Here is a 26,877-nt window from a genome sequence, read left to right as displayed (position 1 = left end):
TTGACGGGTTTGGTGTTGTTGTACGCATAAAAAAAGACGCACAAGCGTCCCGTTTAGGCAGCTTGTTCCCTACGCAGGTATTAACCTGATCAGGTTCACGGATCCCGCTTTCGCGATCTCAGCCTAAATAAAACTTAGGCACTCCGACAAGTAGTTAAATTGTTCGTTGATTTGATAATGTTTTAATCAAATCTGCTATGAGTGTACGCCAGTTGAAAACTCCCCGCAAGGGGCTGTTTTTCAAAATGTGTAAAATTTACTTAGGGATAAACACAAATTTTTGCTCGCCTTGCATCACCAATTTTTGGTCTTGCAGGTTAAGCTCGGCACCTTGCTTAAGCGCTTGTAAAAACTGCTGTTCAAACTCATCGAGTTCAGGGCCGCATGATTTGCGTGTCATACCTAACTTACTTACGCTCAAGCTGCTATCTTCAAGCGAACCTTCACCAAAAAACTTATTGCATCCGGCAAAGCCATTTATTTGTAGCGCTTCTATAAAGCTCATTGATGCTTTAAAAGATGCGGGAATGGCCAAACCATCAACCTTTGATAATTGCCATTGTGTATATTTTAGCTGCTCAGTGGTAACTGTCCCTGTTGATGCGCAACCAACACATAAACCGATTACAAGCATCGGTATTGTTGCTAATTTCATGTTACTACTAACTTATTGTCTAATTAGTGTAATAGTATCAATATTTGTCAGGTTTATCCGTTAAAAATGCATGTTTTAAATGTAAATTTTTGTTCTAAGCTAGTTTAAAAGCAGTGCTATTTGGAATTAAGCAATTGCTTGGAATAAGTTATCTATCTGTGGTGGTAAAAATGGACGACCTTTCTCGTTAACCGACGTACCTATTACTAAGGCATTGAGCATCACTTTTTCGTCTAATTTGCGAACTACCGTTTGTTTAAACGCAAATTTAAGGCGACTAATGCGTACAGGCTCTACTGCTACATAAAATTCATCCGCTGGCTTTAAAGACTGCTTGTAATCCATTTCACTGCGAAGTACCACTAAGTTAATTTTATCTTTGGCAAGTTGTGCAAAATCAACACCCTGTGCGTATAAAAACTCATGACGAGCGTGCTCCAGATAATTAAAATAAACACTATTATTTACAATACCTTGTAGGTCACACTCGTAGTCACGCACTTTAAAGTCTACTTTAAAGGTCATATTAGTAATCCCAATTATTTAACGTATAATTGCCGCGTTTATAGCACAAGTGTTGAAATAATTGCTACCATACAAGTCCCTAAAATGGAGTTAAGTAACCTAATGAACTTACGTTTGTCTTTAATTACAGCCACGTTATTACCCCTGTTCGCAGCACCTATCTATGCTAACGCAGATGACACCGAACTAGAGAAAATCATTGTTACCGGTGACTTTCAGCAAGAAAGCATTCAAACATTAAGCGCCAGTGCCAGCTTATTTTCTGAAAATGAAATGAATCAACGTGGTGCAACGTATTTAGACGAAATGTTAGCCAGTGCTGCCAATGTAAACTTTGCTGCTGGTGCGTCTCGCGGACGTTATATTCAAATTCGCGGTGTAGGTTTACGCTCGCAGTTTGTTGACCCGATAAACCCATCTGTGGGCTTAGTAATTGACGGTATTAATTATTCGGGCTTAGGTGGCAGTTCATTATTGTTTGATATTGACCAAGTAGAAATTTACCGCGGTCCTCAAGGTACACGTTTTGGTGCAGATGGCATGGCGGGCATGATCCAAATGCAATCAGCTAGTGCAACCAGCGATCCTAGCTTAAAGTTACATTTAGGTGCCGGCACTTATAACAGCCACGAAGCAGGCCTTGCTGCTAGTACAGGTTTAACAGATGACACCAGTGCCCGCGTTAGCTACTTTCGCAGAAAGTCTGACGGCTACGTAGACAACCTTTATTTAGATAAACCCACTCAAAATCAAGATGAGCAAGTTGCACGCTTTAAATTAAACAGCCAACTCACAGTTCATTTAAATTCAGAGCTAAACCTGCACTATATCGATATTAATAACGGCTACGATGCATTTACTCTTGATAATTCTCGCAACAGCCTTGCTGATCAACCAGGCGAAGATAATCAACAAAGTTATGCTATTGGCCTGAATAATACTTACACTGGTTTTGATGCCTTTGATGTCAACTTAAACCTTTCAGCCATTGATACAGAACTTTTTTATAGCTTTGATGAAGACTGGGTGTGTAACGATACAAGTAAGCCGCAATTATGTGCCGCCGGGTTACATCCTGATGGTTATAGCTCAACAGATATTTATAGCCGCGATCGTGATGATCAAGCGCTCGAACTGCAGTTTAATGGTAAAGCAGGTAACTGGGTTGCGGGTATTTACTATCAAAACCGCGATGTTGACCTTGAGCGTCAATATACATGGTTAGCCAATCCGTTTTCTTCAACCTATGAAACTAATAACATTGCAGCTTATGGCCAATTAGCCACAGCAATAGGCCCAAAAACTACGCTTATTACTGGTTTACGAGTTGAGCAATATCAAGGTGATTACACCGATAGTAACGGCTTTATTGAAGAAACTGATGACGTAATGGTTGGTGGTAAAGTTGCACTTGAATACCAAGTAATTGATCGCACTATGATCTACGCAAGTATTACTCGTGGTTATAAAGCCGGTGGTATTAATTCAGAAGCGCTAGCAAAAGCAAAAGATGAAGGTTTAAGCTTAGATGCTGATTTTTTCAAACAGCATACCAGCTTTGATCCAGAGTACTTATGGAGTGGTGAGTTTGGTGTTAAAGGCTCATCGCTAGATGACAAGTTTACTCTGCGTTTAGCTGCTTTTTATATGCACCGCGATAATATTCAATTAAAGTCGTGGCAAGTATCAGATCAACAATTTACCGGTTATGTTGCCAATGCCAGCTCTGGTAGCAACTACGGTCTTGAAATTGAAGGTAGCTACTTACTTACTGATAATTTACTCATTAGTGGTAGTGCTGGCTATTTAGATACGAAAATAAACGACTTTGTCACTAAATCAGGCTTAAACCAAGATGGCCGTGAGCAAGCACAAGCGCCTAAATATCAATACGCATTTAGTGCACGCTACAATGTTACTGATGAGCTATATGCTATGTTAGGTGTTGAAGGTAAAGATGATTATTACTTCTCAGACAGCCATAATGCACAAGCTCCAAATACAAACTTAGTGAATGTAAGCCTTGGCTACGAAGCAGAAAACTGGGCTGTTCGTGCATGGGCACGTAATGTGTTTGATGAAACCGTTCCAACTCGCGGTTTTGAATTTGGTAACAACCCGTTAGATGGTTATACAAGTCAAACTTACATTCAACTAGGTGAGCCACGTGTGGCCGGCGTTACGTTTACGCTTAATCTGTAATACAGCGAACCAGTTGTCAGATCGAGAATAGAAAACACCGCGTTTAATGCAAACGCGGTGTTTTTTTATCTGATAGCTGACCGCTAAAAGCTATTAGCTGCTTTAAGCTCTGGCTACATCAAACGCAATCACTTCTTTTATTTTTTGTTTATTGGTTGCTAGCATCACGAGTCTATCAATCCCTAATGCAACCCCTGCACATTGCTCTAAACCATGCTCTAATGCGGCAATTAAACGCGTATCCATAGGTACTTGTTTTAAGCCGTTAGCAGCACGGTAGGCGTTGTCTTCGTTAAACCTTTTTTCTTGCTCTTTAGCATTAGTGAGTTCATTAAAGCCGTTAGCCAGTTCCATATTTTTATAATAAAGCTCAAAGCGCCCTGCTACTCGCTGATCGTGTTCACAAATTTGTGCTAGCGCCGCTTGTGATGCCGGAAAGTGATACACAAAACATGGCTTATCTTGCCCTATTGTTGGCTCTACTTTCATACAAAATAATAATTGCAGCAAGGTATCTTTATGAGTCTCGTTTTTAGCAATATCAGCAAAGCCATGTTCGCATGCGAGTTGTTGTAACTGCGTGATAGATACAGTTAATGGATCGACCCCTAACGCGCGTTCAAATGCCTTTTGGTAGGTAACGCGCTCTGCAGGCGCAACCTCAAGAATGAGCTGCATTAGCTCATCGATTTCGTCCATTAAAGCAAATTCGTCAAACCCAGGACGATACCATTCAAGCATAGTAAATTCAGGATTATGATGACTACCCGCTTCTTCATTTCTAAATGCCTTACAAAGCTGGAAAATAGCGCCTGAGCCGGCCGCTAACAAGCGTTTCATCGCAAACTCTGGAGATGTTTGCAAAAACAGGGGTAGCCCACCAGCGTGACCTGGGCCTACAAATGTAGTATTAAAGCTGGCTAAATGCACATCGGTTACACTGGTACCACTTAAACTCGGTGTTTCTACTTCCATTACATTACGAACATAAAAGAATTCTCGAATGCTGCGCATAATTGTTGCGCGTTGCTTAAGTATTTCTATACTGGCACTCGGCGCCCAAAGATCAGCTGACATATTTTCTCCAAAAAAAAATCCCAGCTTAAGCCGGGATTTAATTAATAAGGCGTGTTACTGCTTACTTAACACGGCTCACGTATTCACCATTACGAGTGTCTACTTTAATTACTTCGCCAATTTGTACGAATAATGGAACACGTACTACAGCACCTGTGCTAAGCGTTGCTGGTTTACCACCCGTGCCTGCTGTATCACCTTTAAGGCCAGGGTCGGTTTCAGTGATCTCAAGCTCAACAAAGTTTGGTGGAGTTACTGCAATTGGGCTGCCGTTCCATAATGTAATAGTACAAACATCGTTTTCAACTAACCATTTGCCAGCATCGCCCAGTGCTTTTTCGTCAGCAGCGATTTGTTCAAATGTTTCGTTGTTCATGAAATGCCAAAATTCACCGTCTGTGTATAGGTACGCTAAATCGGTATCCATTACATCAGCACCTTCAACCGATTCACCCGATTTAAAGGTTTTTTCAAGTACCTTGCCAGAGATAAGCTTACGGATACGAACACGGTTAAACGCTTGGCCTTTACCCGGTTTTACCATTTCATTTTCTAAGATACTGCAAGGTTCGCCGTCCATCATAATTTTTAGGCCGCCCTTGAACTCGTTGGTGCTATAATTCGCCATCGTTTCCTCTATTTATATTTTTCGAGTAATCTACGTGCCAATGATACAAAGAAATGAAGCAAATTTGCATAAAAACTGGCAAAAAGAATTAGCAAATGTAGTTACCTGCCCAAAAGTGTTGCTAGAAATGGTTGGTTTATCGAGCCAAGTCCATGAAAACGACATAAAAGCTCGTAGCTTGTTCCCTGTTCGTGTGCCATTGCCTTTTATAAAAAAAATTCGTCACGGCGATGAAAATGACCCTTTATTGCTGCAAGTTATGCCCCGCCACCAAGAGTTTTTAACTAAGTCGGGGTTTAATAAAGACCCGTTACTTGAGCAAGATAACAATCAACCGGGTCTGTTACATAAATATAAATCGCGTGTTTTAGTCATGTTTAAAACCGGTTGTGCAGTAAATTGCCGCTACTGCTTTAGACGCCACTTTCCTTATCAAGAAAACCAACTGAATAAACGTAGCCTTATTGATGCATTAAGCTATATAAAATCGGATAAAAATATTAACGAGGTGATTTTAAGTGGTGGCGATCCACTAATGGCCAAAGACGATGCTATTAGCTGGTTTTTAGATGAGCTTGAGCAAATACCACAAATTAAACGCATGCGCATACACAGCCGCTTGCCTGTAGTTATTCCTGCACGTATCACTGAGCAATTATGTGAAAGATTAGCAAAGTCACCATTAAAAATTATATTCGTTAATCATATTAACCATGCAAACGAAATAGATAGTGACTTTAAAAATGCCATGAACATGCTCAAAAAAGCAGATGTGCTACTGTTAAACCAGGCGGTTATTTTAAAAGATGTTAACGATACAGTTGATGCGCAAATAAACTTAAGTGAAGCACTATTTGATGCGGACGTACTGCCTTATTATTTACACTTACTGGATAAGGTAGAAGGCGCAAGTCATTTTGATATTGATGAACAACAAGCGATAAAAATTCAGGCCGAGCTACTAAAAGCCCTGCCTGGATTTTTGGTGCCTAAACTAGTTCGGGAAATAGGAGGTCAAAAAAGTAAAACCCCTATCGACCTCAAATTAGTTTAAACATAAACGTTTATATTATTCCCAAGTGTTGCAGTGACCGACTTAGCCGGTGTTTGCGCACTTGAAGATTGTGTAGCGCCTTCAATAAGTGCCAGTGCAGCGGCACCATCAGCTTGCTGTTGCTTTTTAGATAAAGCAGCAGTTAATACTTCTGCGCCTTGGCCTGCACCAGGCATTGTAGGTAGATTTCCACCTGATATATTCATAACTCACACCTGACTTTTAACTGTAATACACGTATTATAGTTGCTGAATTGGTAAATTACTTTACCAACCCACTTAAGTATTTATCGGCAACATTGCACTAAGCTTTAGGAAAACCATGGATTCTATAATTGAACAACTCAACGCCAACTTAAAAATTGTTTACCGTCAGGCACTTGACGCTGACAAAAAACTCGATGAGTTACAACAGCAAGGTCACGGAAAATTTAAAGCCTTATTTGCCGAGGACGCTGGATTTAGTTTCGAAGCTAAACGCTTTAAGCCTTATGTTTTAGACGTTGCCGCTGATGTAGAAAGCTTATCGAGCGACGGTTTGGATGAAGAAAAACTAAAACAAGCGGTTATTAAACTACAAAATTTACTAACCTTGTTAGCGACCTTTAAGTGAATGAGCGACTTACTTGCAAAGCATCTACTAAAGTAGATGCTTTGCATTATTAGCTAGATTCGCGGTAAGATTTGTTCACCAAACCACTCTGTTAATAAGCGTTTTTCATAGTAAAATGCTTCGTCTCGACCCATTTTAATTTTATCCATAAAGCCCATATCTTTTAAACTTACATTATCTTCTTGTGCGACAACGCCACTTTCATCACTAAGCACATAATTAAATTCAATGCGTGGAAAGTGAATAGGTTCAACCACTCGGATTTCGTTAACACCGCCATAGCGTACGTCTCCGGCTAAATCTAAATCGGTTACTTCAATTTTTAAACTGTAATTTTTAGGAAGTTGCTCGCTGAGCTTTGCAAAGTGTTCATCAATACTTTTGGCTATTTGCTTATGGTATGAGCCTTTAGTTTGGTTGGATGGGCGTACATCGCGATAATCATTAAAGTCATGCCATTTCACTTGAGCCTCACCCGCGCAAACAACACTCGGTAGCGCAATACACATCAACATTGCTATTTTTTTAACTAAGTTCATACGTTTCTCCAACGAGTATTTTGATCATTGTGATCAATTGAATATTTTACAAATTGCTATACATCACTTTAGCAATTACATATGAACTATAACTTAATCTTTACGCTGAGGTGTTATTAAAATTGCACAAAATGTAATCGAAAGTACGGTTTACGATCATACTATTACAAAGCAAATAAAATAATACATGTAAAAACTCATTATTTATGGTGAAATTAGGGTAATTGAACACAGGTTTCCAAGGAGCATTCATGGCAATTTTAGTAACCGGTGGCGCAGGCTATATTGGCTCACACACCGTTTTAGAACTTTTACAGCAAGGCAGCGACGTTATCGTTATCGATAACTTAAGTAACTCCTCTGAAGAGTCACTTGAGAGAGTGAAAAAAATAACCGGTAAAGCAATTACTTTTTATCAAGGTGATATTTTAGATAAACCCTTTTTAGACTCGGTGTTTGCCAAGCATACCATTGAAAGTGTGATTCATTTTGCTGGCCTAAAAGCCGTGGGAGAATCGGTCGTAAAACCCATTGAGTATTATCAAAATAATGTACAAGGTACACTAACACTCGTTGATGCTATGCGTGATGCGGGTGTATTCAAACTGGTATTTAGCTCATCCGCAACTGTATACGGCGACCCAGCAAGCTTACCAATACGCGAAGACTTCCCCGTTGGCGGTACAACCAACCCATATGGTACGTCTAAACTAATGGTTGAAATGATGTTGCAAGATATCGCTAAATCAGATGAGCGCTTCGCGTTTGCTATTTTGCGCTACTTTAATCCTGTCGGTGCACATGAGTCAGGTTTGATTGGTGAAGACCCTAATGGTATTCCTAATAATTTATTGCCTTTCATTTCACAAGTTGCGGTTGGCAAATTAAAGCAACTTGCTGTATTTGGCGACGATTATGATACGGTTGATGGTACTGGCGTTCGTGATTATATTCACGTTGTAGATTTAGCCCTAGGGCATTTAAAAGCACTTGATAAAATAGCCGCAGAAACCGGTGCGCTTGTTTATAACCTTGGTACAGGTAACGGCTATTCAGTATTACAAATGGTCAATGCGTTTATTAAGGCTAGCGACCAAGCAATCCCTTATGCGGTGTCACCTCGTCGCCCAGGTGATATTGCAGCCTGTTATGCTGCGCCAGAAAAAGCCCTTACTGAACTAGGTTGGCAAGCTGAGCGTGGTATTGATGTCATGATGCAAGATACTTGGCGCTGGCAATCAAATAATCCAAATGGATATAAGTCATAAAGGCTTCTTTAAGTTATCAGCTTAAAATTAAAACACCGCATTTAAATTAAATGCGGTGTTTTAATGTTGTACTTTCCAATTTTGCATTTCTACAATCCGTGACTGGGTTCGCGCATATTCAAAACATAACTTTTTACCTTGGTATAACTCGTTTATGTCGGCTTGGGCATTAATTACTAGTAATTTGTGGCAATCGTAAAACTCATCGACTAAGGCAATAAAACGCCGTGCTTCATCATCGAGCGTATGCTCATCCAATTGCTGCTTTTCTCGCTGATAGCTATCTTCTATACCATGCACAATAATCTTACCGGTTGCTTCTTTGCCCATTATTGGCACATTCGCGATATATACTACCGAAAACTGTTCTGCTAAAAACATATAGTCATTGGCGCTGCGAGGACCTGAGCACAGTGCCATAAAATCAATCAGTAGTGCATCGTTAGTTTTTAATAAATAGGGAAGTGCTCGGCCATGCACAATCATTGTATTATCACGCGTTGCTTGAGGGTATGCGGATAAAAACCCAGCCTCAAATTCAGCATCGGGCAAGTTAATAAAATAATGACGACTGCTTCTACCGTACCTAAAGCGGTGGTCTTCCTCCCCCGCTACGTTAATTACATGACAATGCGCATTTATTAAATCGATAGTTGGTAAAAATCGCGCGCGTTGCAAACCGTTGTAATAAAGTTGCTCGGGTTTTGCGTTAGAGGTTGCGACTAGTACCACGCCTTGTTCAAACAAAGCGTTAAATAACCGAGCCATAATCATGGCATCACCAATATCACTAACAAAAAACTCATCAAAGCACAGTACCTTTATCTCTTTGGCCCACTGTTTAGCTATTATTTGTAGCGGATTTTTATCCCCTTGTAACTTGGCTAGTTGAGCATGAACTTTTTCGATAAAATGATGAAAATGCAGGCGCTGCTTTTTCTCTGTGGGTAAGTTTTCATAAAATAAATCCATCAACATAGATTTACCCCGACCAACCGGGCCATATAAATATATTCCCTTAATTAAAGGTGCTTTTTGCCACCAACTTGCAGGCTGATTTAATTGCTCACTTAAAGACTGTAACGCACTCACTGCTAGGTGCTGCGCCGCATCGAAATCAAGCTCTCCTGATGAAACCTTGCTATGATACAGGCTTAAAATTTCTGTGCTGGGCTCTGTCATGGTATTTCACTATCCGCTATACTCGCGGCCATTGTAGCCGACTAAAAATGTGAACAACATGAAATTTCCTTGCCGTTTAGATAAATTTATTAGCCATTTAGCAGAGATACCACGCTCAAAAGCCCGCGCAGCAATAAAAAGCCAAGTGGCTTGCGTTAATGGCGAGGTGATCACGGCATTTGACTTTCAAGTTACTCAACAAGATGACGTGCTGTTTTATGACGAGCCATTAGTTTTTTTAGGTAAACGCTACTTTATGCTCAATAAGCCGGTAGGTTATGTGTGCGCTAATTCGGATGAGTTACACAAAACCGTATTTGATTTGCTTGATGAGCCAAACATGGCCGACTTTCACATTGCCGGGCGTTTAGACATAGACACCACTGGCCTAGTGCTTATTACTAATGATGGCGACTGGTCACACAAAATTACCTCGCCGAAAAAGAATAAGTTTAAAACCTACCTAGTCGAAACCCAAGAACCGATTACTGACGATGCACTTAAACAACTACGCGACGGTGTGCAGTTACACAATGAAAAAGATTTAACTCGCCCTGCTATTGCTGAACGCTTGGGCAGTTACGGTTTACGCTTGTCTATTTCTGAGGGGAAGTATCACCAAGTAAAACGTATGCTAGCAGCGGTAGATAACAAAGTGGTTGAACTACATCGTGAACAAATTGCGGGTATAAAGTTAGGTGAAGATTTGGCTGCAGGTGAATACCGCCCACTAACCGCCGCAGAGATAAAACTGTAAGACTGTTTAGGTGTTAGGAAATGGCTTCGGGCCACGAGGTTCGAGCTGTTCATCTGCCGCTCTAGGCTCGCTGCCTTTAATAATCTTGCTTAATATCTGTCTGAAATCTGGCGTTTAACACCTGATCTTACGATTTAATTTGTACTAAATCAAAGTCTGTCATTCCGGGTACAATCGCTTGCAGACGAGACTCAGTAATATCTAGAGAGTTTAAGCATTCACAGTATTCAGAGGCTTTAAGTTCTAATTGGTGGGCTTTTTTCTGCAATGACTTATCGATTTCTTTGGTAATGATATCCATGCGTTGCCCCATGTCGTTCATGCGGTCTTCTATATTGCCTTCTCGAGATTTAAACGCATCCCCGAGCGACATTAAAATAGCACCCAAAGAGCCATGTACAGCAGAGTGTATTTTTTGGCTAATTTCTTTAGTAAAAAAATCATCAATTTGGGAAAGCGATTGAGGGGCTATAAAAAAGAAGTCGTCGCCACGCTTAAACTTATCCATAAGTGCACGCTCTACATATTGTAATTGCGTTTTTAGCACTTCGGGTTCTTTATCTGACATGCCCTCAACAACATGCTCAATAGCACTAAGCCCAAGGTTTACGCCATCAGTCGCTAAATCGACCAGCTCTGGCACCGTTTGACGAATACCATTGCTAAATTGTTCTAGCACTTTACTTTCGTCGGTACTTAAATCGACCCAGTAGCCTCGAATAAATAGTTGATTATTATTGTTAATTTGCACCCTGGTTTGGCCTTTATCAACAATACGGATCACATCATCGGTAATAATTAAACCATGACGAAGTTCAACATCACATTGTTTTTGTGCGATTGCATTGCAGCTTAAAAGTGCCATTGATAACGCCAATATCGAACGAGATAAAAACGCCATAAACACCTCAAAAAGACTAAAATAGGGGGTGGCTAGATTAACAAAAAACCAACTTTATGCAAGCAAAAGTAACACCCTAAAAACAAGGCACCATGAAACGTAACGTTTACACAGCGCCTTTATCCTCTGGCTTGTACTATTAAATAGGTGAGCCTGGTGGTATAGGTAACGCTTTAAAGTTATCAGGCCACTGGCCTGTTGTTAAAAACTGATTAATTTGCGCCGCTAAATAGTCTTTAAATGCGCTGTCACCTACTTCAGGATGGCTCAGTAAAGAGTGTTGATTAAACTCATCAGCAAGCTTGCTTAAATAGAAATGTAGTTGCGCTTGCACTTCAGGGCTTAAACCGTCGTTAGCCACAAGATCAGCCATGGTTTTTGCCGTTAGGTACTGTACTCGTTGCGTTACTTTTCCTGTCATGGTGGCAGGCGCTGATACGTTAAACACCTGCTTATTTAACTGTTTAAGTAACTCATCTAGGCTATAAAAGCGGTTATCACGTGCTTGTTGCTGCGCTAATCGGTTTAATCGTTGAGCATTTAGTAATAGCGATAAACTATGCTGCGCGGCGACTTCAGGCAATGCAAGTGCATCCATGGTTAAGCCGGTACGCCCCACTATACTTTCTCGTGATTTAGACTCGCCATACGCTTTAGGTACGATTAAGGAAAGTATCGACTCTGGAAGCGTTAAGTTGCTTGCTTTTAGGGTCGCTAAAATGGCATTAACCGCTTGTTGTTGAGCCTCTTTAGTTACAACTTGGGCGCCTTTAACGGGTGCATCACTGCGTATCTCATAGTCATAATCAACGCCCGCGATAAGCTTAGCAACCGCTTCAACTTGATAACGGTGGAACAAATAAAGCGGTACTAGCTTTTCTTCCAATTGCGATAGCGCAACCCCAGTTTTTATATTATTAATACCAAACTGCCCAAGCGCCTGCTTTCGCACATCAAGCACTCTAAGTAATTCTTCACTTGGATTACTACCGTTATCCCAAAGGTGCGCTGTAGGGTGTGCCCCACCTTTGGCACGGGCATCACTGTCAGAAATAAACGCCAAACCTTGCGCTTTATTTTGCTGTAAAATAGCAGCGAGTGCTGCGCTTTCATCTTGTCCGGTAAAGTCGCTGTAGCCATATTTGATCACTTGCTTATCCCATGCGCCCATACCTTTAGCATAACCATCAGATACATCTAACTGACCATTATCAGCAAAACTTAACAACGGATGCGGATAGTCCATCACCGAAGCACGATTATTTACTGACGCAGCAAAGTTGTGCGCAATACCCAGTGTATGACCGATTTCGTGAGCACTGAGTTGACGAATACGATCAAGTGCCATTGCATGTAAAGTGCTTGCTACTTCATTGCCTTTTAAATAAGGCGCCGCCAGTGATTCAGCTATTAAAATATCTTGGCGTACTCGTAGCGATCCTAGTGTCACATGGCCTTTAATAATTTCACCTGTACGTGGGTCTATAATTGAACTGCCATAAGACCAACCACGAGTTGCGCGATGCACCCATTGAATAACGTTGTAGCGCACATCCATAGGATCAGCATTATCTGGTAGCACTTTAACTTTAAAGGCATTTTTATAGCCTGCAGCATTAAAAGCGTTATTCCACCATTGCCCGCCATCTAATAAAGCCGTTTTTACTGGTTCAGGTACCCCAGGATCTAAGTAATAAACAATAGGCTCTACTGGCTCACTAACTGCTAGGCTTGGATCTTTTTTTGCTAAACGATGGCGCGGAATGTAACGCACATACATAGACTCATCGAGCCCTGCTGCATAATTTTTATGCTCCACACTCCAATAACCCGATTGCGGGCTAAATTTACGAGGTGTGTAATTATCATCAGGCAATTGAATAAGTGAATGGTGCATATGCACACTCAAAGCGTAAGGGTCAGCACTCACTTGGCGCACATATTCACCTGGTTTAGACCCTTTAAAGGTGAGAATGGCTTCAAGTTCAGTATTTTTTACAAATGCTTTTGAGCGATTCATAAATACCGCACTGCGCGACTCATCAAGGCTAAACTGCCCTTGCTTGCGCGCAGCTAAAGTACGGCTTACGCCATGTACATCGCTTAGTAAATAGGGGGTGTAATCAATTAATGCAGCATTGTCATCTTGCGCGACAACTTTAAAACCCGCCAAAATACTGGATGCAAACGCTTCGTTAACGCTTTGCTGCTCTGCTATATTACTCGTGTTAGCACGGTAGTAAGTATTTACAGCGCGCAACATCACCTTGTTGCCAAAGCGCTCAAACTGTACTAAATAAGTACCGCCTAATTGGCCTCTATCTAAACCTATGTCGTTAGACCCAACGCCATAAGGTAAGCTGTGTTGTAATAAAAATTGTTGTTCAAGTTTATCGACCTTTAAATACACATTGCCGTTTTGGGTATCGTAAAAGAAAGAAAAATAACCGGGGAAATGGTTCATTTTTTCAGTAAATTCGTCAATAGACTTAATTGCTGCGTGCGCTTGGGTTATCATACAGAGCAGCACAGTAAAGAGTATGTAACTTAATCGTGATATTTTTTGCATAATCTTATCTTTGTTATTAGCGTTTTAAATGCGATGTAGGTACCCCATTATAAGGGGGTTATTTATACAATACAGTTATTTAAGACGAATTTCAGCGCTCTAAACTAATCTCTCTCACATTATGATTAGTTTTAACACGTTATCAGGAAAAAAGAATGCGTAGACTCCCACCAGTATTACTAGAAGATGGCTGTTCAAGAGAACTTTTGTCGTTAATTCGTACTATTTTAGCGGCATGTAAAGAAATTTCATTTCGCGTCGGTCAAGGTGAATTATCGGGCGTATTAGGCTCAACCCTCGATGAAAACATTCAAGGCGAAACACAAAAGAAACTCGATGTACTGTCTAATCAGTTATTAAAAGATATATTGCTGGAGTCAGGCACAGTTAAAGCGATTGCCTCTGAAGAAGAAGACTATACCGTTGCCGGTAACCCAGATGCTGAGTACATTGTTGCATTTGACCCACTTGATGGCTCGTCAAACACCGATATTAACTCGCTAGTAGGTACTATTTTTTCTATTATGAAAGCGCCTGTGGGCTCAGATGCGGCTGATGAAAAGATTTTTATGCAGCCTGGGCATCAACAAGTGGCTGCAGGTTATGTACTGTATGGGCCATCGACCATGCTTGCGCTAACAACGGGTAAAGGTACACGCATGTTTACCTTAGATAAAACCCAAGGTAGCTTTTTACTTACCCAAGATTTTGCCGCTATTCCTGCTACAACTAATGAATTTGCAATTAACGCCTCTAACCAGCGCCACTGGGAACCGGCAATGCAAAACTACATTAACGACTTACTTGCCGGAGATACAGGCCCTCGCGCTCAAAACTTCAATATGCGCTGGATTGCTGCAATGGTTGGCGATGTACACCGTGTACTTAGCCGTGGTGGTTTATTTACTTACCCAACTGATACTAAAGACCCTAATAAGCCTAATAAGCTGCGTTTACTTTATGAAGCAAACCCAATGGCAATGCTAGTAGAGCAAGCCGGGGGTATTGCTTCAACAGGTACTGAGCGTATTATGGATATTCAGCCTGATGCTATCCATCAGCGTGTTGCGGTTATTTTAGGCTCTAAAGACGAAGTAGAAACTTGCTTGAGCTATCATAAGTAAACTTTATGAACAGGTTTTAGGTTTCAGGTGTCAGCTAGAGATTAGCCCAGTAGTGGTTACTAACATCTGAAAACTGTTGCTTAAAACCTTTAATATTTTCTGATAACCACCTGCTACTGTTATAATAGTTTTAACAACTGTGCGAGCTTTTGATGAGTCAATTCGCCCATTTGCTCGCTGTTGCTCAGCGCGTAAATAACGCCTTCATGCTCGGCGCAATTTATGTCATCTCGCGACTCAATGACATTTGCCCACAGCTGTAAATCGTCAATATCAATTTCTTTATTAAAACAACGCGTAAGTACATTAATTAGTACAGGCTTTGTGAGTGTATACAGGTAGGTTTGATTGTTTGCTGCGGTTGAAACAATCACACTAATGGCGTTATCTCTTTGCTCCCCAAATGTAATAAATTCAGCCAATGCTTTTTGTATATTCATAATGTTTGTTATTCTTGCTGCTCTACTGTTAATAAGACCTAAAATGACCCAGATAAACTGCAGCCAATGTAATACAACACTTAACTGTAATGTTAATGATATAACCGCATGTTGGTGTTATCAGTTACCTGCTATTTTACCACTCGATGATACAGCAACCAGCTGCTTATGCCGATCATGTACTCTTGCTAAAATTAATTACTATATAGAAACTATATATACTCAGCCAATAAAAGCTCAAATCGCTTTTGCTAAACAATTTAGAAGCCATGATAATTTAATTGAAGGGTTAGATTACACCATGCAGAATAATTACATGGTGTTTAGTAAGTGGTATTTTTTAAAACGGGGTACTTGCTGCAAAAACGGGTGTAAAAATTGTCCCTATAATTAAATTAGTCACCCACAGCAATAGGCAGTGAGCTATCAGCGCCCCACTCACTCCACGAGCCGTCGTAAACACTTAAATTATTATATCCGCATTCATCAGCGAACAATGCAAGCGCACAGGCAGTAACACCTGAACCACAGCTAAATTGCAGCTGTTTTGCATTCCCGACTAATTTATTAAACTGTGCCTGTATAAAGTCGAGTGATTTTGCCTCGCCATTTTCTAATAAGCTAGTTAAAGGTAGCGAATAGCTATTAATAATATGACCGCTGCGCATACCCGCTCTTGGCTCTTTATTTTTACCGGTAAAACGCTCATAAGCACGCGCATCTAAAATGACCGTGTTGGTATCCTTAGTAGCACTTAGCACCTGTTTTTTATCAATAAAGTAACCAGGCTGGTATTGAGCAATAAAGTCACCTTTTAGTGATGCTTGTGTATAGCTTGACTCAACCGGAAGCTCTAGTTCAAGCCACTTGGCTAAACCACCACTGAGCACTTTTACGTTATTAAATCCCATGGCTTTAAACATCCACCAGGCTCTAGCTGCACTGAATAACCCCGCATCTTCATAAATCACCACCAATGAGTCGTGATTCACGCCCGCTTTTTGCATCACCTGAGTAAATTGCTCTGCACTACACAAGGTATTGGGTAATGGGTTTGAAGTATCTGCGAGTTCTTTTTTGATATCAAACCGTTGTGCTTTAGGTAGCATAGCAACGGGCGAATATTCCCCTGTAGCTGAGGGGCGTAGCATACCTGCATCAAAAATAACTAAGTTAGTTTGCTCTAAACGCGCATGTAACCATTGTGCACTGACTATATTTTTCATTATCTTGCCAAATTTGAGGAAATGAAATAGCTATATATTATTACAGCCTGTTTATTAACAGAATTTAGACTGGTTACAAATTATAATAATGATAAAATAGCTGCTTTGATATTTCTAAATAAAGTAAAATTATGCCAATCCCTTTTTACATTATCAATATGCAAGGCTGCGAAGACCGCTGGGAAACAACCCTAAAGCGACTTACCAGCCTGCACTTAAATGCTGAACGTTTTGAGGCGACCATTGGCAAAAACCTTAGTGAACAAGAAACCCTCAAGTGGTATTGCCCGAAAAAAAATAAAAAACGTTACAATCGCAACCTATCTGCAGGTGAAATTGGTTGCTATGTAAGCCATATGCGCCTTTGGCAAAAAATGGTCGATGAAAATATCCCTTATTGTGTTGTATTGGAGGATGACCTTTTCATTGAGGCTTCGCTTAAAGATGTTGTTGATGCAGCAATTAAATTGAAAAACTGGGATTTAATAAAATTATCTGACAACAGAAATTTTCCATTTATTGACAGTGCCCCATTAGAAAATAATCTAACGGTCGGTAATTATAAAAAAGCACCAAATGGCACTCAAGGCTATATCATTTCATTAAGTGGGGCTAAAAAACTACTGCAAAGAAAACCATTTTTTAGACCCGTAGATGTCGATATGCAATTTCACACAGAAGTAGGGCTAAGTATGATTGGCATAAAACCCTACCCGGTTGCCGAAGATCGAAGCTTTATTAGTGAAATAACAAGCGCTAATGCAGGTTCACACTCAAACCGCAGTACATTTATCAGAAATTTAATTCATAGATCGAGTATTCATAGGCAAAGACGATATAAAACTGCGGATCTTGCCAAAATTACAAGTGAGTAATGCCAGGCATATTTTTACATGTATATATTTGATTATAAAAATTAAATCTTAATAATTTTGCCACGCAATGGCGCCATTTTAGCTAAAATTTCATTTTGCACTGTATGTGGGATATTTTGCTCATTCATTGCATTTATTAATAAATCGACAACGTGATTGAAGTCTTTTTCGTTTATGTTCATGCCTGTATGAATAGCAACCATAGAGTCACCTTTATATTCACAAGGGCCCTCCACCAGCGAACATAAATGGCTAATAAACCCTTGTCGAAAATGACTGATATTACTGTGCTCAAAGTAATGAAATACCTGCTTGTCATTACCTATTTGTGTAATAAAACTGTCAGTTAACTTTTCAAGCCCAGCTTGTTCGCCTAGTTGCTGATACAAAGAGGTGTTAGGCTGTGTTGTACACCCTAAAAGTAAGCTTAAACAACAAAAAATAAATACACTAATTTTCATTACCAATACCCCGTAACCGATAAATACCAGCCGGTTTGTTTGTCAACACCAGCAATCCGCCCTAAGTCTAAATAGGCCGCCGTTACACTGACATGTTTATTAGGCATCCACGCTATAAATAAATCGCGCCAATCTTGTTCACCTAACCCTAGGTTATTGGCTTTTTGTCGATACTCAATGCCAATAGCAAGTTCACGACTTACAAACACCGCACTACTTGCTTCTAGTAAAATATGGCTACCTTCATTAGCCCCTCCATATCCTAAAAGCCCTAACTGATTGGCTTTACTGTAACGAGTGGTCACATTCCAAAACCAGTTGTATCCAGCAAGTGCACCCAAATGTAATTTACTGGCTGCTAGGTACACATCTGTACCACGGGTATTTTTTGCACCAACCAAATTTGCTACTGTGCCATCCTCTAGTGATTTATGCTGCACACCCATGCTTAGCTGTGGCCACTGACTATAAACAATATCACCGTATAAACGTACTTTTGCACCATAAATTGACTGCTCTATTTCTGTATTGAGTGCAGGCACATCAAACTGCTGCACTGCATAACTGAGCTCAACACGATTGAATAGGTTTAGTTGCATACCGCAGGCATCTAGGCGGTAATCTGTTACATCAGCACGACTACAAAAACCATTAACAGCCCATTCGTCTTCACTGGCATAACCTGCCAATTGTGCCCAAGGAACTAATCCGCCCCCTGCACTGCCTTCAATTTGAGACACCCCAGGTGTTGCTAATAATTTCCCCGTAGCAGCCATACTTAACGTACTACAAAATGAGAGTGCCAAGGCGAATAATAACTTAATGTGCACGCTGATATTCCTCTAACCATTGTTCTAGTTGCTGCGCTTTTAAAGGGCGACTTAAATAGTAACCTTGCGCATGATCGCATTGCATTTCGTGAAGCATTGATAAAGACTCAGCGGTTTCCACCCCTTCAGCCACAACAGAAAACCCCAATTGGTGACCCAATGTGATTGAGGAGCGCACTATGTATTGATCTTTTTGTGATTCGTGCAGAGTTAAAATAAAGCATTTATCTAACTTAAGCTCATCAATAGGTAACATTTTTAATCGCCCCAATGATGTTTGCCCGACACCGTAATCGTCTAATGATATTTTAACACCGATAGTTTTTAAGTTCTCTAACGCTTTGATACCTTGAGCTTCATTTTCGATCATATCGCGCTCCGTCAACTCAATAGTGACAGAGCTTGGGTTTACATGATATTTCTTTAAGGTTGCGACCAACAAATTATGAAACCCCGCATGCGCTATATCTTGGGCTGACACATTAATGGCTGCCTGTAAGTGAATCCCTTTTTTATCCCAATCGGCTATTTGCGCAATAACTGTATCGACAACCCAGGCAGTTAGTTCCACAACTAATCCTGACTGCTCAGCTAAATCAATGAACACTTCAGGCGAAACCCAGCTCCCATCATCACGTTGCCAACGAATAAGTGACTCAACCTTATCAATTTTCTGACTTTTAATATTCAACTTAGGCTGATAAGTCATAAACAGTTGCCCGTTATCATCATCAATCGCTTGTTTGAGCTCATCAAGCATGATTAAACGGTCTAAGTGCGCCTCATCTTCACCATCTTGGTAGTAATATAAGCTTTGTTGGCTTGTTGTAGCCGCATCAACAGCAATGAGTACACGCCGCATTAAATCGTCCGCTTTAGTCCCTTGCTCTGGGTATTGCACAATACCAGCATTAAAACGTAAGCTTATTTTTAAATTTTTAACCTTGTAAGCTAGCTGTAATTGCTTGAGTAAATCAGCCACTGCACATTTTACCTGCTCAACCTCCACACTGGGGTAAACCGTTAAAAACTCATCGCCGCCAATTCGGGCATGAAAACCACCTAGCTCATCAGAAAATTGACGAATACGGTTTGCCACTGCAATTAAACACTCATCTCCTACTTGTGGACCAAGCTTATCGTTTATATGCCTTAAGCCTTTTATATCAATAGCAACAAGCGTGTACCGCGCATCATTAGTGAGCCGCTTAGCTAATAAATCTAACATAGCAGAACGGTTATAAAACCCTGTTAAAGTATCGTGATGTGCTTGAAAACTTATTTGCTGCTCACGCTTATTAATATCATTACCCATGTTATTAAAGGCGCTGACTAGCGTTGCTATTTCGCTGCTTTGTTTTTTACCTTCAAATTTAAAACGGTAGTCACCTTTGGCAAATTGCCTTGCGATAACCGCTAACTGTGTAAGTCCGCTGGTTAAGTTATTGGCAAGCAAACTACTGGTGATCACACCAAATAACATAGTTAACACGGCCAATGTAACTAGCGTTAGCAATAGTTGCTCAATATCGCGATAACTCGAGGTTAAATCTGCGCTAAGCAGTAAGGTTATCGGATGCGATTGTAAAGAGGGTAAAGCTATTTGTTCGTTTTCATAGGCCAAATATTCGGCAAAAAAACGAGCCGTAGTTTTATTTTCAAAGTACTCCATAGGTTGAAATTTTTCAGGTTGAGGTGCAAACGAGCTTGCAGCAAAATTATCTAATTGCGCAACAAAACTAACCTCCATTCCGGTTAAGCTTTTTAGCTCAGTGGCCACTGCAGATGTTATTTTAAATCCGACCAAACTGTAAGCTATGATTCTGGGAGTTTTAACGGGCAATAAAATCACTTGGTACAGCTGGTTATTTAACACGACAAAGCTCGATTGCTCAGAATTATTTAATAATTCATCCATTAAGGATTGTAGGTTATCGGCAAAATTTTGTGCATTCACATTAGCAGACACTAACCGCCCTGATAAATCGAGCAACAGCATTAAATCGGCATTGATCCGTTGACTGTGGTTGTATAACACACTGCTAATAGTGGCGGCATCACGAGTTGCAACCGCTTGCTTAAAACCAAAATCAGCGGTTAACACCTTTGCAGCGGTTAATAACAAGCTCTCTTTTGATTTTAAATATTGTTTATAAACGCTTTGCGCAACCGTTATATTTTGTTGCACTTTTTCTGCCTGAAATTTACTGGTAGACCACCAAAAGCTCAGTAAACTAACCAAGGTAGTGAGTAATACCAAGCCAACGCAAAGCGTTGTAATACGACTGCGTAAATTATTGGCCATTGCCTTCCCTAAATTGACTACCAAAGGTATTACGTGGTGCAGGGGTAGATGTATTTATAGTTATTGATAACGGGCTGGTTGATTCTATATTAAACTGTTTTTTATTATCCAAGGGAGCAGTTTGCAGTGAATGCCAAACACTGGCTTGCACAGGAAAAGTGTCTACTTGCAGCTTTATCTGGCCTTGCTCGTTACTGGTATACACATGACGACTGTTAGCAACATATATATAGCCCACCATGGAGTCATGAATATTGCAGCCTAGAACAACAACACCTTGATTATCAAACTTAATAGGTTCTTCTGGCTGGCCAGAATAGAGCTTTAATTGAAAAGGTTTAGCTTTTGAAAAAGAATACACATGGTGGCGAATATTATCGCTATTTGGAAAGTTAACGTACTGACCTTGCTGCACAATAAGTAACTCTGGAGAAAACTGTTTATCAACTTGATCCACTACCGCTGTAGGTAAATTACCCGGAGTTTTTGAAGAAGGTAAATGATTTATTTCTACGACAGCATTAGGCAATACTTGGTCATGCTGATCTTTAATAACCAAATTAATGGTATTACCAAAAGCCGATACATTAAACACTACACCCAGTACTAATATATAACGACGTTTTGCAATAACTTGCCATGCTCGCTCTAACATAACCACACCCAAAAATTCACCATAGGTTAAGTTAATTAAAGACGAGCACTAATTGCAAGAATTATAGCTCAGTTATTTAAAATAAATACTTTTTCATTAGTTAAAATGAGCTTTGCTATATCTGTCTACTTACTACGTTATTTAACGATTAAACCGTAATCAGCATCTAAAATTGCAATCACTTCTTGGCGTGGATCATTGGGTATAACGATCTCTTTACCGATAATTTTGCTAGCAATACCCACATAAGTGTCAGACACTTCAAGCATTACTGACTCAGGTAAAATATAATCTTTTGCTAACTGCTCACGCTCAGCCATACGGTCTTTATTTAATAACACATCACTCTCTGGCACGTTATTAATTAACAGCTGACGGAAGCCTTCCTTTGAGTTTTCAACAATTTTGCCATTCTTATATGATGCTTCATCCCAAATACGCGATGAATCGGGTGTCCCTACTTCATCAATATAAATAAGTTGCTGAGCACCATTTAAATCTTCTACGTAACCGAATTCAAATTTAGTATCAACGAAAATCTGGCCAAGCTTAGCTAACTCATTACTAATTAGCTCGAACCCTTCTACCAATAATTTTTCGTATTTGGTGACATCGTCAGCCGATTTAAAATTAAAGACATCTAAGTTGTTTGTAATATTTTCACGCGTGATATTTACATCATCAACGGCAGGAATATCAGCAACCCCTTCTATAATACCCTTGGTAGAGGGAGTTATAAGTACTTGCTCAAGCTTTTGATTCGCTTTTAAGCCTTCTGGAAGTTGCAAACCACAAAAGTCTCTTTCACCTTTAGCGTAGTCACGCCACATACTGCCTGTAATATATTGACGAGCAATCGCTTCAACTTTAACTGTACTGGCTTTACGAACAATCCATACGTATGGATGAGGAATATCAACAATATGATTACCCGCCAAACCGGCTTCATTAAACATGTTAAACCAATGAGCAGCCACTGAGTTTAATGCAATGCCTTTACCCGGCACGCCATTTAGGCCATTTTCACCTTGCCATATGCAATCAAAAGCAGAAATTCTGTCTGAAATAACCATAATGGCTAATTCAGTATCGGCAGGAACGTTATAGCCTTTTTCATTTATTAAGCGTTTACTATCTGCATCGGTTAACCAATAAACTGAACGCACTTTGCCACTGTGTACTTTACCTTTGGTACGAATGGGTAAGTCATCGTTTACGTCTAAAACTTTATAGCTAGTCATGCTATCTCCGGGGTTTGGCATGCTCAAAGAGCAAAGTATGGAATTGGGGTTAGGCGCTCTATAATAATCTAGGCAACCACAAAGCTCAATCTTAGGCTAAAAACAAATCATCTTAGAATATTTATCTAGCTGGCGCATTGGGGTAAACTTGAATGATTACTTGCCCTAAGGAGCTAGCTTGAACTATTTAACTGCCACTAAGAATAAGAAATATTTAATGTATATTTCTCAAAATTATTCCTATGCTATTTTAAGGCCTTTACAGGCGCAAATATTGGCACATGGTGGTGAAGTACGCTGGTTTTTAGCGGGTAGCGAAGTAAACCCCGATTTTTTAACTACAGACGAGCCACGTTTACGTACCATAAAAGATGTTAAAAACTGGGCTCCAAACATTACATTTATACCGGGCAATATAGTACCTAGCTTTATTCCGGGTAAAAAAGTGGCTGTATTTCATGGTTTTAATTCTGAAAAGCGCAGCTCTGAAGGTAATCGTGGTCACTTTACTATTCGTGGTTGTTACGATTTATATTGTACGCAAGGCCCAAATACAACAACCCGATTTAAAGAGCTCGCTAAACAGCATGGTTTCTTTAAAGTAACAGAAACTGGCTGGCCAACACTCGATCCACTTTTTAGTAATACTTCAAATAACCCTTATGTAAGTGACGACCCTCGCCCTACTTTACTTATATGCTCAACTTTCTCACGAAAGCTATCACTTGCTCCTAAATTATATGAACAAATAAAGCATTTTAGTGAACAAGGTAAGTGGCGTATTTTGATGCAGTTTCATCCTAAAATGCCAGTCGAATGGGTTAATAAATACAAAGCGCTGAGTAACGAAAATCTAACATTTATTGAAACCGATAACGTTTTGCCGTTGCTACAAACTGCTGATGTTATGCTGTGCGATACATCGTCAGTTCTTTTAATGTTTTTACTACTACGTAAACCGGTAGTCACGTTTTGTAATCAAAAACCTCTTTCTCATTTACTTAATATTACCGACGCTGATGACGTAGAAGCAGCTATTGAACACGCGCTTACTAAGCCTACTGATTTAATGCAAAATATTGAAAGTTACTGTCAGGAGCTTCATCCGTACACCGATGGTCAATCTAGCCAGCGCGTATTAAATGCAGCTAATGAATTTTTACAACGTAACGAAAAACTAAAACCCAAGCCATTAAATATTATAAGACAACTAAAAATGCGTAAAGATCTAAACTACTGGGGTTGGTAACCTGATAATGATAAATCTGAAAAACGTAACTTTTAAGTGGCATCAAAGCGATAGCTCACTCACACTCAACATAAAAGAGTTAGTCATAGAAAAAAGTGAGCATATTTTTTTACACGGTCCTAGTGGCTCAGGTAAATCAACATTATTAGCGATTCTTGCTGGTATTAATACAGCCACTAGCGGTGAGGTATCAATTTTAAACCAAAACCTAACTGCATTAAGCAATACTACCCGTGATGTTTTTAGAGCGGATCACATTGGCTACATTTTTCAGAACTTTAACCTGCTTCCTTATTTAACTCCTATTGAAAATATAACGCTTGGGTGTGAGTTTTCAAAAAACCGAAAACGAAAAACATTAAAGCAATCATCAAATAAAAACTCTGCCTTACAACAAGAAGCGATACGGTTATTAATTGCTTTAGGCCTTACACCGCAGTATCACCATAAAGATGTTGCCACTTTAAGTATTGGGCAACAACAGCGAGTTGCCGCAGCACGCGCATTTATAGGCAGCCCTGAACTTATCATTGCCGATGAGCCTACTTCAGCACTTGATACGCAAAATCGTGAAAGCTTTATTAAGCTGCTATTTGAACAAGCAAAAAAAAGTAACAGCACGCTTGTTTTTGTCAGTCACGATGAAACATTAAAGCCACTCTTTAGCCGCACAATCGACTTAGTAAGTTTACAAGGTGATGTATGATTTTATTTAAACTTGCCTATAAAAGTTTGCTCAATAGACGTGCCAGCGTATTACTGACATTGCTCACTATTGCGATTAGCGTCATGTTATTACTCAGTATTGAGCGAGTTCGCGTAGATGCTAAAAGTAGTTTTAGTAATACCATTTCGGGTACCGATTTAATTGTTGGCGCACGCACTGGCGATATTCAATTACTCCTCTCCTCGGTGTTTAGAATTGGCCATACCAACAATGGGGTGAGTTGGCAAAGCTATCAATACATAACAAAACAGCGCGGGGTTAAGTGGAGCATTCCTATCAGCCTTGGAGATAGCCATAAAGGTCAAGCTGTCTTAGGCACCACACTCGATTATTTTAAGCACTATCGATTTGCTAAAAAACAACCCTTAGCATTTGAACAAGGACAGGCTTTTTCTAGCATCAATGAAGTTGTTATAGGTAGTGAGGTTGCAAGTAAACTGGCCTATAAAATTGGTGATGAAATTGTGATTTCTCATGGCATGGGCAATACTAGCTTTCATCATCATGATGATAACCCTTTTAAAGTGGTTGGTATCTTAAAGCCTACCGGTACCCCGGTGGATAAAACCTTGCATGTGCCACTGGCGGCAATTGAGCTGATCCATGGTGGCGGCCATGATGATCATGACGATCATCATGATCACTCGAGCCATGCATTAATTGGGCACCCAAAACAAATTACCGCCTTTTTAATGGGCTTCGACTCACCGCTTTATACGCTACAAATTAGGCGTAACATAAATCAATATAAACAAGAGCCTCTATTAGCGATTATGCCCACAGTCACTTTAAAAGAGCTTTGGGAAATGCTGGCAATAATAGAAAAAATACTGCTGCTATTTTCATTTGTGGTGGTCATTATTAGCTTGCTCGGTATGTTAACCACATTACTTGCTAACCTTAATCAACGCCGCAGAGAACTGGCAATACTGCGTTCTGTGGGTGCCCGCCCTTGGCAATTATTTTCGCTGATCAGTATGGAATCACTGCTCACCACCTTTTTAGGCTGCTTGGTAGGCTGTATTTTATTTTATACGCTTATGGGTACGACCGCGGGTTACTTACAGAGCCAAGCTGGAGTAAGTATTAATATCAGCATGCTCTCTGACTATGAACTCACTTTGATTGGCGTTATTATGGCTGCGGGATTTATTATTGGCTTGATCCCCGCTACACGCGCTTACTTTTATTCTCTCAGTGATGGTATGAGTATAAAAATATAAACTTTAGGATGATCATGACGTTGTTTAAAGTAACTACACACTCTTTAATGCTATTAAGCGCAGTGCTAATTAGCTTTGCTAGCATTGCAAATCCACCCAAGGAAATTTTTTGGGAAGACCTCATACCCGAGGGCCATGTACAAATAGATACTCAAGCACAAGCTAATCACGAAGGCAGTGAACAAAACTGGGTGCAACCTGATTTAGACGCGCCAGTTGTTAAAGCACTTGATGGGCAGTCTGTTAGCTTACCTGGTTTTGTTGTACCTCTTGAAGGCGATAGCGAACTTATCACCGAGTTTTTATTAGTCCCTTACTTTGGTGCCTGTATTCATGTGCCCCCGCCGCCGCCAAATCAGCTGGTTCATGTGACCATTAAAGGCGGTGTCCCTATCGATAGCTTATACGATGCGATTGTTGTAACGGGTATTATTAAAACGCAAACTTGGTCTGGCGAAATCGCTCAAGTAGGTTACACAATGCAAGCTGTCGGTGTTGCTCCTTTTGAGCTTTAATTCTTAAAATAAAAAAACCGCGTAATGAAGTGACCC

At 40.1% G+C, this 26,877-nt stretch carries 28 protein-coding genes and 1 riboswitch; of the genes, 12 read left to right on the top strand and 16 right to left on the bottom strand.

Going from position 1 to position 26,877, the window contains the following annotated elements; translation table 11 throughout:
- Nucleotides 1-49: 49 nt before the first annotated feature.
- Nucleotides 50-156, bottom strand: a riboswitch (TPP riboswitch).
- 100 nt (nt 157-256) lie between these two features.
- The gene (locus LOC50_RS01115; RefSeq protein WP_282452050.1) at nt 257-655 is read right to left on the bottom strand and encodes an META domain-containing protein; all 399 of its coding nucleotides are present in this window, start codon (nt 653-655) and stop codon (nt 257-259) included.
- Between the two features lie 126 nt (nt 656-781).
- On the bottom strand, nt 782-1,180 hold the full coding sequence (locus tag LOC50_RS01110) for an acyl-CoA thioesterase (protein WP_008465083.1): 399 nt from the start codon (nt 1,178-1,180) through the stop codon (nt 782-784).
- Between the two features lie 102 nt (nt 1,181-1,282).
- On the opposite strand from LOC50_RS01110, the gene LOC50_RS01105 reads away from it, so the two are divergent.
- A complete protein-coding gene (locus LOC50_RS01105; protein WP_250653897.1) occupies nt 1,283-3,382 on the top strand; it encodes a TonB-dependent receptor in 2,100 nt (699 codons plus the stop codon).
- 102 nt (nt 3,383-3,484) lie between these two features.
- Here LOC50_RS01105 and epmA read toward each other — a convergent pair whose 3' ends face one another.
- Nucleotides 3,485-4,459 (bottom strand): elongation factor P--(R)-beta-lysine ligase, encoded by a 975-nt coding sequence (epmA, locus tag LOC50_RS01100; protein WP_250653460.1) that lies wholly within the window; start codon nt 4,457-4,459, stop codon nt 3,485-3,487.
- A 61-nt stretch (nt 4,460-4,520) separates the two neighbouring features.
- The gene (efp, locus tag LOC50_RS01095; protein ID WP_010390517.1) at nt 4,521-5,087 is read right to left on the bottom strand and encodes an elongation factor P; all 567 of its coding nucleotides are present in this window, start codon (nt 5,085-5,087) and stop codon (nt 4,521-4,523) included.
- 40 nt (nt 5,088-5,127) lie between these two features.
- Here efp and epmB point away from each other — a divergent pair, with 40 nt between their 5' ends.
- Nucleotides 5,128-6,141 (top strand): EF-P beta-lysylation protein EpmB, encoded by a 1,014-nt coding sequence (gene epmB / locus LOC50_RS01090; RefSeq protein ID WP_036981176.1) that lies wholly within the window; start codon nt 5,128-5,130, stop codon nt 6,139-6,141.
- Here the strand turns inward: epmB and LOC50_RS01085 are convergent.
- Complete coding sequence (locus LOC50_RS01085; protein WP_036981174.1) at nt 6,138-6,347, bottom strand: hypothetical protein; 210 nt, start codon at nt 6,345-6,347, stop codon at nt 6,138-6,140. The two genes, epmB and LOC50_RS01085, sit on opposite strands and share 4 nt — an antisense overlap.
- Nucleotides 6,348-6,463: 116 nt before the next feature.
- Here LOC50_RS01085 and LOC50_RS01080 point away from each other — a divergent pair, with 116 nt between their 5' ends.
- Entirely contained in the window at nt 6,464-6,754 is a 291-nt protein-coding gene (locus LOC50_RS01080) for a hypothetical protein (protein ID WP_010390514.1), read from the top strand.
- Between the two features lie 53 nt (nt 6,755-6,807).
- Here the strand turns inward: LOC50_RS01080 and LOC50_RS01075 are convergent, their stop codons facing one another.
- On the bottom strand, nt 6,808-7,293 hold the full coding sequence (locus LOC50_RS01075; protein WP_069438845.1) for a DUF3016 domain-containing protein: 486 nt from the start codon (nt 7,291-7,293) through the stop codon (nt 6,808-6,810).
- 251 nt (nt 7,294-7,544) lie between these two features.
- On the opposite strand from LOC50_RS01075, the gene galE reads away from it, so the two are divergent.
- Entirely contained in the window at nt 7,545-8,561 is a 1,017-nt protein-coding gene (galE, locus tag LOC50_RS01070; protein WP_250653459.1) for a UDP-glucose 4-epimerase GalE, read from the top strand.
- Between the two features lie 60 nt (nt 8,562-8,621).
- Here galE and zapE read toward each other — a convergent pair whose 3' ends face one another.
- On the bottom strand, nt 8,622-9,743 hold the full coding sequence (gene zapE / locus LOC50_RS01065; RefSeq protein ID WP_250653458.1) for a cell division protein ZapE: 1,122 nt from the start codon (nt 9,741-9,743) through the stop codon (nt 8,622-8,624).
- 58 nt (nt 9,744-9,801) lie between these two features.
- Between zapE and rsuA the strand changes: the two genes are divergently transcribed.
- Nucleotides 9,802-10,500, top strand: a complete 699-nt coding sequence (gene rsuA / locus LOC50_RS01060) for a 16S rRNA pseudouridine(516) synthase RsuA (protein WP_036981158.1) — start codon at nt 9,802-9,804, stop codon at nt 10,498-10,500.
- Nucleotides 10,501-10,627: 127 nt separating this feature from the next.
- Here rsuA and LOC50_RS01055 read toward each other — a convergent pair whose 3' ends face one another.
- Both LOC50_RS01055 and LOC50_RS01050 read right to left on the bottom strand, forming a co-directional pair.
- Nucleotides 10,628-11,401 (bottom strand): YggN family protein, encoded by a 774-nt coding sequence (locus LOC50_RS01055; RefSeq protein WP_008115461.1) that lies wholly within the window; start codon nt 11,399-11,401, stop codon nt 10,628-10,630.
- Nucleotides 11,402-11,540: 139 nt separating this feature from the next.
- On the bottom strand, nt 11,541-13,970 hold the full coding sequence (locus LOC50_RS01050; RefSeq protein WP_250653457.1) for a zinc-dependent metalloprotease: 2,430 nt from the start codon (nt 13,968-13,970) through the stop codon (nt 11,541-11,543).
- A 155-nt stretch (nt 13,971-14,125) separates the two neighbouring features.
- Here LOC50_RS01050 and LOC50_RS01045 point away from each other — a divergent pair, with 155 nt between their 5' ends.
- Nucleotides 14,126-15,094: a class 1 fructose-bisphosphatase gene (locus LOC50_RS01045; protein WP_248473997.1), complete on the top strand. Its 969-nt coding sequence runs from the start codon at nt 14,126-14,128 to the stop codon at nt 15,092-15,094.
- A gap of 119 nt (nt 15,095-15,213) precedes the next feature.
- On the opposite strand, the gene LOC50_RS01040 is transcribed toward LOC50_RS01045, so the two are convergent.
- A complete protein-coding gene (locus LOC50_RS01040) occupies nt 15,214-15,534 on the bottom strand; it encodes a hypothetical protein (protein ID WP_036981155.1) in 321 nt (106 codons plus the stop codon).
- A 43-nt stretch (nt 15,535-15,577) separates the two neighbouring features.
- Here LOC50_RS01040 and LOC50_RS01035 point away from each other — a divergent pair, with 43 nt between their 5' ends.
- Nucleotides 15,578-15,928, top strand: a complete 351-nt coding sequence (locus tag LOC50_RS01035; RefSeq protein WP_069438840.1) for a DUF5522 domain-containing protein — start codon at nt 15,578-15,580, stop codon at nt 15,926-15,928.
- 1 nt (nt 15,929) lies between these two features.
- On the opposite strand, the gene LOC50_RS01030 is transcribed toward LOC50_RS01035, so the two are convergent.
- Complete coding sequence (locus LOC50_RS01030) at nt 15,930-16,760, bottom strand: sulfurtransferase (protein WP_214552052.1); 831 nt, start codon at nt 16,758-16,760, stop codon at nt 15,930-15,932.
- Nucleotides 16,761-16,891: 131 nt separating this feature from the next.
- Between LOC50_RS01030 and LOC50_RS01025 the strand changes: the two genes are divergently transcribed.
- Nucleotides 16,892-17,635: a glycosyltransferase family 25 protein gene (locus LOC50_RS01025; protein ID WP_138627256.1), complete on the top strand. Its 744-nt coding sequence runs from the start codon at nt 16,892-16,894 to the stop codon at nt 17,633-17,635.
- A 41-nt stretch (nt 17,636-17,676) separates the two neighbouring features.
- Here LOC50_RS01025 and LOC50_RS01020 read toward each other — a convergent pair whose 3' ends face one another.
- From LOC50_RS01020 to LOC50_RS01000, 5 genes are all read right to left on the bottom strand, one after another.
- Entirely contained in the window at nt 17,677-18,096 is a 420-nt protein-coding gene (locus LOC50_RS01020; protein ID WP_138627257.1) for a group I truncated hemoglobin, read from the bottom strand.
- Entirely contained in the window at nt 18,096-18,926 is an 831-nt protein-coding gene (locus LOC50_RS01015; protein ID WP_250653456.1) for a DUF3034 family protein, read from the bottom strand. Before LOC50_RS01015 ends, LOC50_RS01020 begins: the two co-directional genes overlap by 1 nt.
- Nucleotides 18,916-21,231, bottom strand: a complete 2,316-nt coding sequence (locus tag LOC50_RS01010) for a bifunctional diguanylate cyclase/phosphodiesterase (RefSeq protein WP_250653455.1) — start codon at nt 21,229-21,231, stop codon at nt 18,916-18,918. The genes LOC50_RS01015 and LOC50_RS01010 overlap by 11 nt, the downstream gene beginning before the upstream one ends.
- Entirely contained in the window at nt 21,221-21,886 is a 666-nt protein-coding gene (locus tag LOC50_RS01005; RefSeq protein WP_250653454.1) for a methylamine utilization protein, read from the bottom strand. The genes LOC50_RS01010 and LOC50_RS01005 overlap by 11 nt, the downstream gene beginning before the upstream one ends.
- A 137-nt stretch (nt 21,887-22,023) precedes the next feature.
- Nucleotides 22,024-23,127 (bottom strand): phosphoribosylaminoimidazolesuccinocarboxamide synthase, encoded by a 1,104-nt coding sequence (locus tag LOC50_RS01000; RefSeq protein WP_250653453.1) that lies wholly within the window; start codon nt 23,125-23,127, stop codon nt 22,024-22,026.
- A 178-nt stretch (nt 23,128-23,305) separates the two neighbouring features.
- Between LOC50_RS01000 and LOC50_RS00995 the strand changes: the two genes are divergently transcribed.
- From LOC50_RS00995 to LOC50_RS00980, 4 genes are read left to right on the top strand one after another with little or no spacing between them, the layout of a single operon-like run.
- Complete coding sequence (locus LOC50_RS00995; RefSeq protein WP_083238636.1) at nt 23,306-24,376, top strand: CDP-glycerol glycerophosphotransferase family protein; 1,071 nt, start codon at nt 23,306-23,308, stop codon at nt 24,374-24,376.
- A gap of 7 nt (nt 24,377-24,383) precedes the next feature.
- The gene (locus LOC50_RS00990; RefSeq protein ID WP_069438833.1) at nt 24,384-25,082 is read left to right on the top strand and encodes an ABC transporter ATP-binding protein; all 699 of its coding nucleotides are present in this window, start codon (nt 24,384-24,386) and stop codon (nt 25,080-25,082) included.
- Entirely contained in the window at nt 25,079-26,326 is a 1,248-nt protein-coding gene (locus tag LOC50_RS00985) for an ABC transporter permease (protein WP_250653452.1), read from the top strand. The genes LOC50_RS00990 and LOC50_RS00985 overlap by 4 nt, the downstream gene beginning before the upstream one ends.
- Nucleotides 26,327-26,340: 14 nt before the next feature.
- Nucleotides 26,341-26,841, top strand: a complete 501-nt coding sequence (locus LOC50_RS00980) for a DUF3299 domain-containing protein (RefSeq protein WP_028834506.1) — start codon at nt 26,341-26,343, stop codon at nt 26,839-26,841.
- Nucleotides 26,842-26,877 lie beyond the last annotated feature (36 nt).

Source organism: Pseudoalteromonas sp. SCSIO 43095 (assembly GCF_023650455.1).
GTDB lineage: Bacteria > Pseudomonadota > Gammaproteobacteria > Enterobacterales > Alteromonadaceae > Pseudoalteromonas > Pseudoalteromonas tetraodonis.
The sequence above is the reverse complement of the archived record's forward strand: the minus strand, read 5'-3'. Positions and strand labels throughout refer to the sequence as shown.

Coding starts and splice junctions, on each gene's coding strand:
- LOC50_RS01115 (WP_282452050.1), bottom strand. CDS start 655: ATGAAATTAGCAACAATACCGATGCTTGTAATCGGTTTATGTGTTGGT.
- LOC50_RS01110 (WP_008465083.1), bottom strand. CDS start 1,180: ATGACCTTTAAAGTAGACTTTAAAGTGCGTGACTACGAGTGTGACCTA.
- LOC50_RS01105 (WP_250653897.1), top strand. CDS start 1,283: ATGAACTTACGTTTGTCTTTAATTACAGCCACGTTATTACCCCTGTTC.
- epmA (WP_250653460.1), bottom strand. CDS start 4,459: ATGTCAGCTGATCTTTGGGCGCCGAGTGCCAGTATAGAAATACTTAAG.
- efp (WP_010390517.1), bottom strand. CDS start 5,087: ATGGCGAATTATAGCACCAACGAGTTCAAGGGCGGCCTAAAAATTATG.
- epmB (WP_036981176.1), top strand. CDS start 5,128: ATGATACAAAGAAATGAAGCAAATTTGCATAAAAACTGGCAAAAAGAA.
- LOC50_RS01085 (WP_036981174.1), bottom strand. CDS start 6,347: ATGAATATATCAGGTGGAAATCTACCTACAATGCCTGGTGCAGGCCAA.
- LOC50_RS01080 (WP_010390514.1), top strand. CDS start 6,464: ATGGATTCTATAATTGAACAACTCAACGCCAACTTAAAAATTGTTTAC.
- LOC50_RS01075 (WP_069438845.1), bottom strand. CDS start 7,293: ATGAACTTAGTTAAAAAAATAGCAATGTTGATGTGTATTGCGCTACCG.
- galE (WP_250653459.1), top strand. CDS start 7,545: ATGGCAATTTTAGTAACCGGTGGCGCAGGCTATATTGGCTCACACACC.
- zapE (WP_250653458.1), bottom strand. CDS start 9,743: ATGACAGAGCCCAGCACAGAAATTTTAAGCCTGTATCATAGCAAGGTT.
- rsuA (WP_036981158.1), top strand. CDS start 9,802: ATGAAATTTCCTTGCCGTTTAGATAAATTTATTAGCCATTTAGCAGAG.
- LOC50_RS01055 (WP_008115461.1), bottom strand. CDS start 11,401: ATGGCGTTTTTATCTCGTTCGATATTGGCGTTATCAATGGCACTTTTA.
- LOC50_RS01050 (WP_250653457.1), bottom strand. CDS start 13,970: ATGCAAAAAATATCACGATTAAGTTACATACTCTTTACTGTGCTGCTC.
- LOC50_RS01045 (WP_248473997.1), top strand. CDS start 14,126: ATGCGTAGACTCCCACCAGTATTACTAGAAGATGGCTGTTCAAGAGAA.
- LOC50_RS01040 (WP_036981155.1), bottom strand. CDS start 15,534: ATGAATATACAAAAAGCATTGGCTGAATTTATTACATTTGGGGAGCAA.
- LOC50_RS01035 (WP_069438840.1), top strand. CDS start 15,578: ATGACCCAGATAAACTGCAGCCAATGTAATACAACACTTAACTGTAAT.
- LOC50_RS01030 (WP_214552052.1), bottom strand. CDS start 16,760: ATGAAAAATATAGTCAGTGCACAATGGTTACATGCGCGTTTAGAGCAA.
- LOC50_RS01025 (WP_138627256.1), top strand. CDS start 16,892: ATGCCAATCCCTTTTTACATTATCAATATGCAAGGCTGCGAAGACCGC.
- LOC50_RS01020 (WP_138627257.1), bottom strand. CDS start 18,096: ATGAAAATTAGTGTATTTATTTTTTGTTGTTTAAGCTTACTTTTAGGG.
- LOC50_RS01010 (WP_250653455.1), bottom strand. CDS start 21,231: ATGGCCAATAATTTACGCAGTCGTATTACAACGCTTTGCGTTGGCTTG.
- LOC50_RS01005 (WP_250653454.1), bottom strand. CDS start 21,886: ATGTTAGAGCGAGCATGGCAAGTTATTGCAAAACGTCGTTATATATTA.
- LOC50_RS01000 (WP_250653453.1), bottom strand. CDS start 23,127: ATGACTAGCTATAAAGTTTTAGACGTAAACGATGACTTACCCATTCGT.
- LOC50_RS00990 (WP_069438833.1), top strand. CDS start 24,384: ATGATAAATCTGAAAAACGTAACTTTTAAGTGGCATCAAAGCGATAGC.
- LOC50_RS00985 (WP_250653452.1), top strand. CDS start 25,079: ATGATTTTATTTAAACTTGCCTATAAAAGTTTGCTCAATAGACGTGCC.
- LOC50_RS00980 (WP_028834506.1), top strand. CDS start 26,341: ATGACGTTGTTTAAAGTAACTACACACTCTTTAATGCTATTAAGCGCA.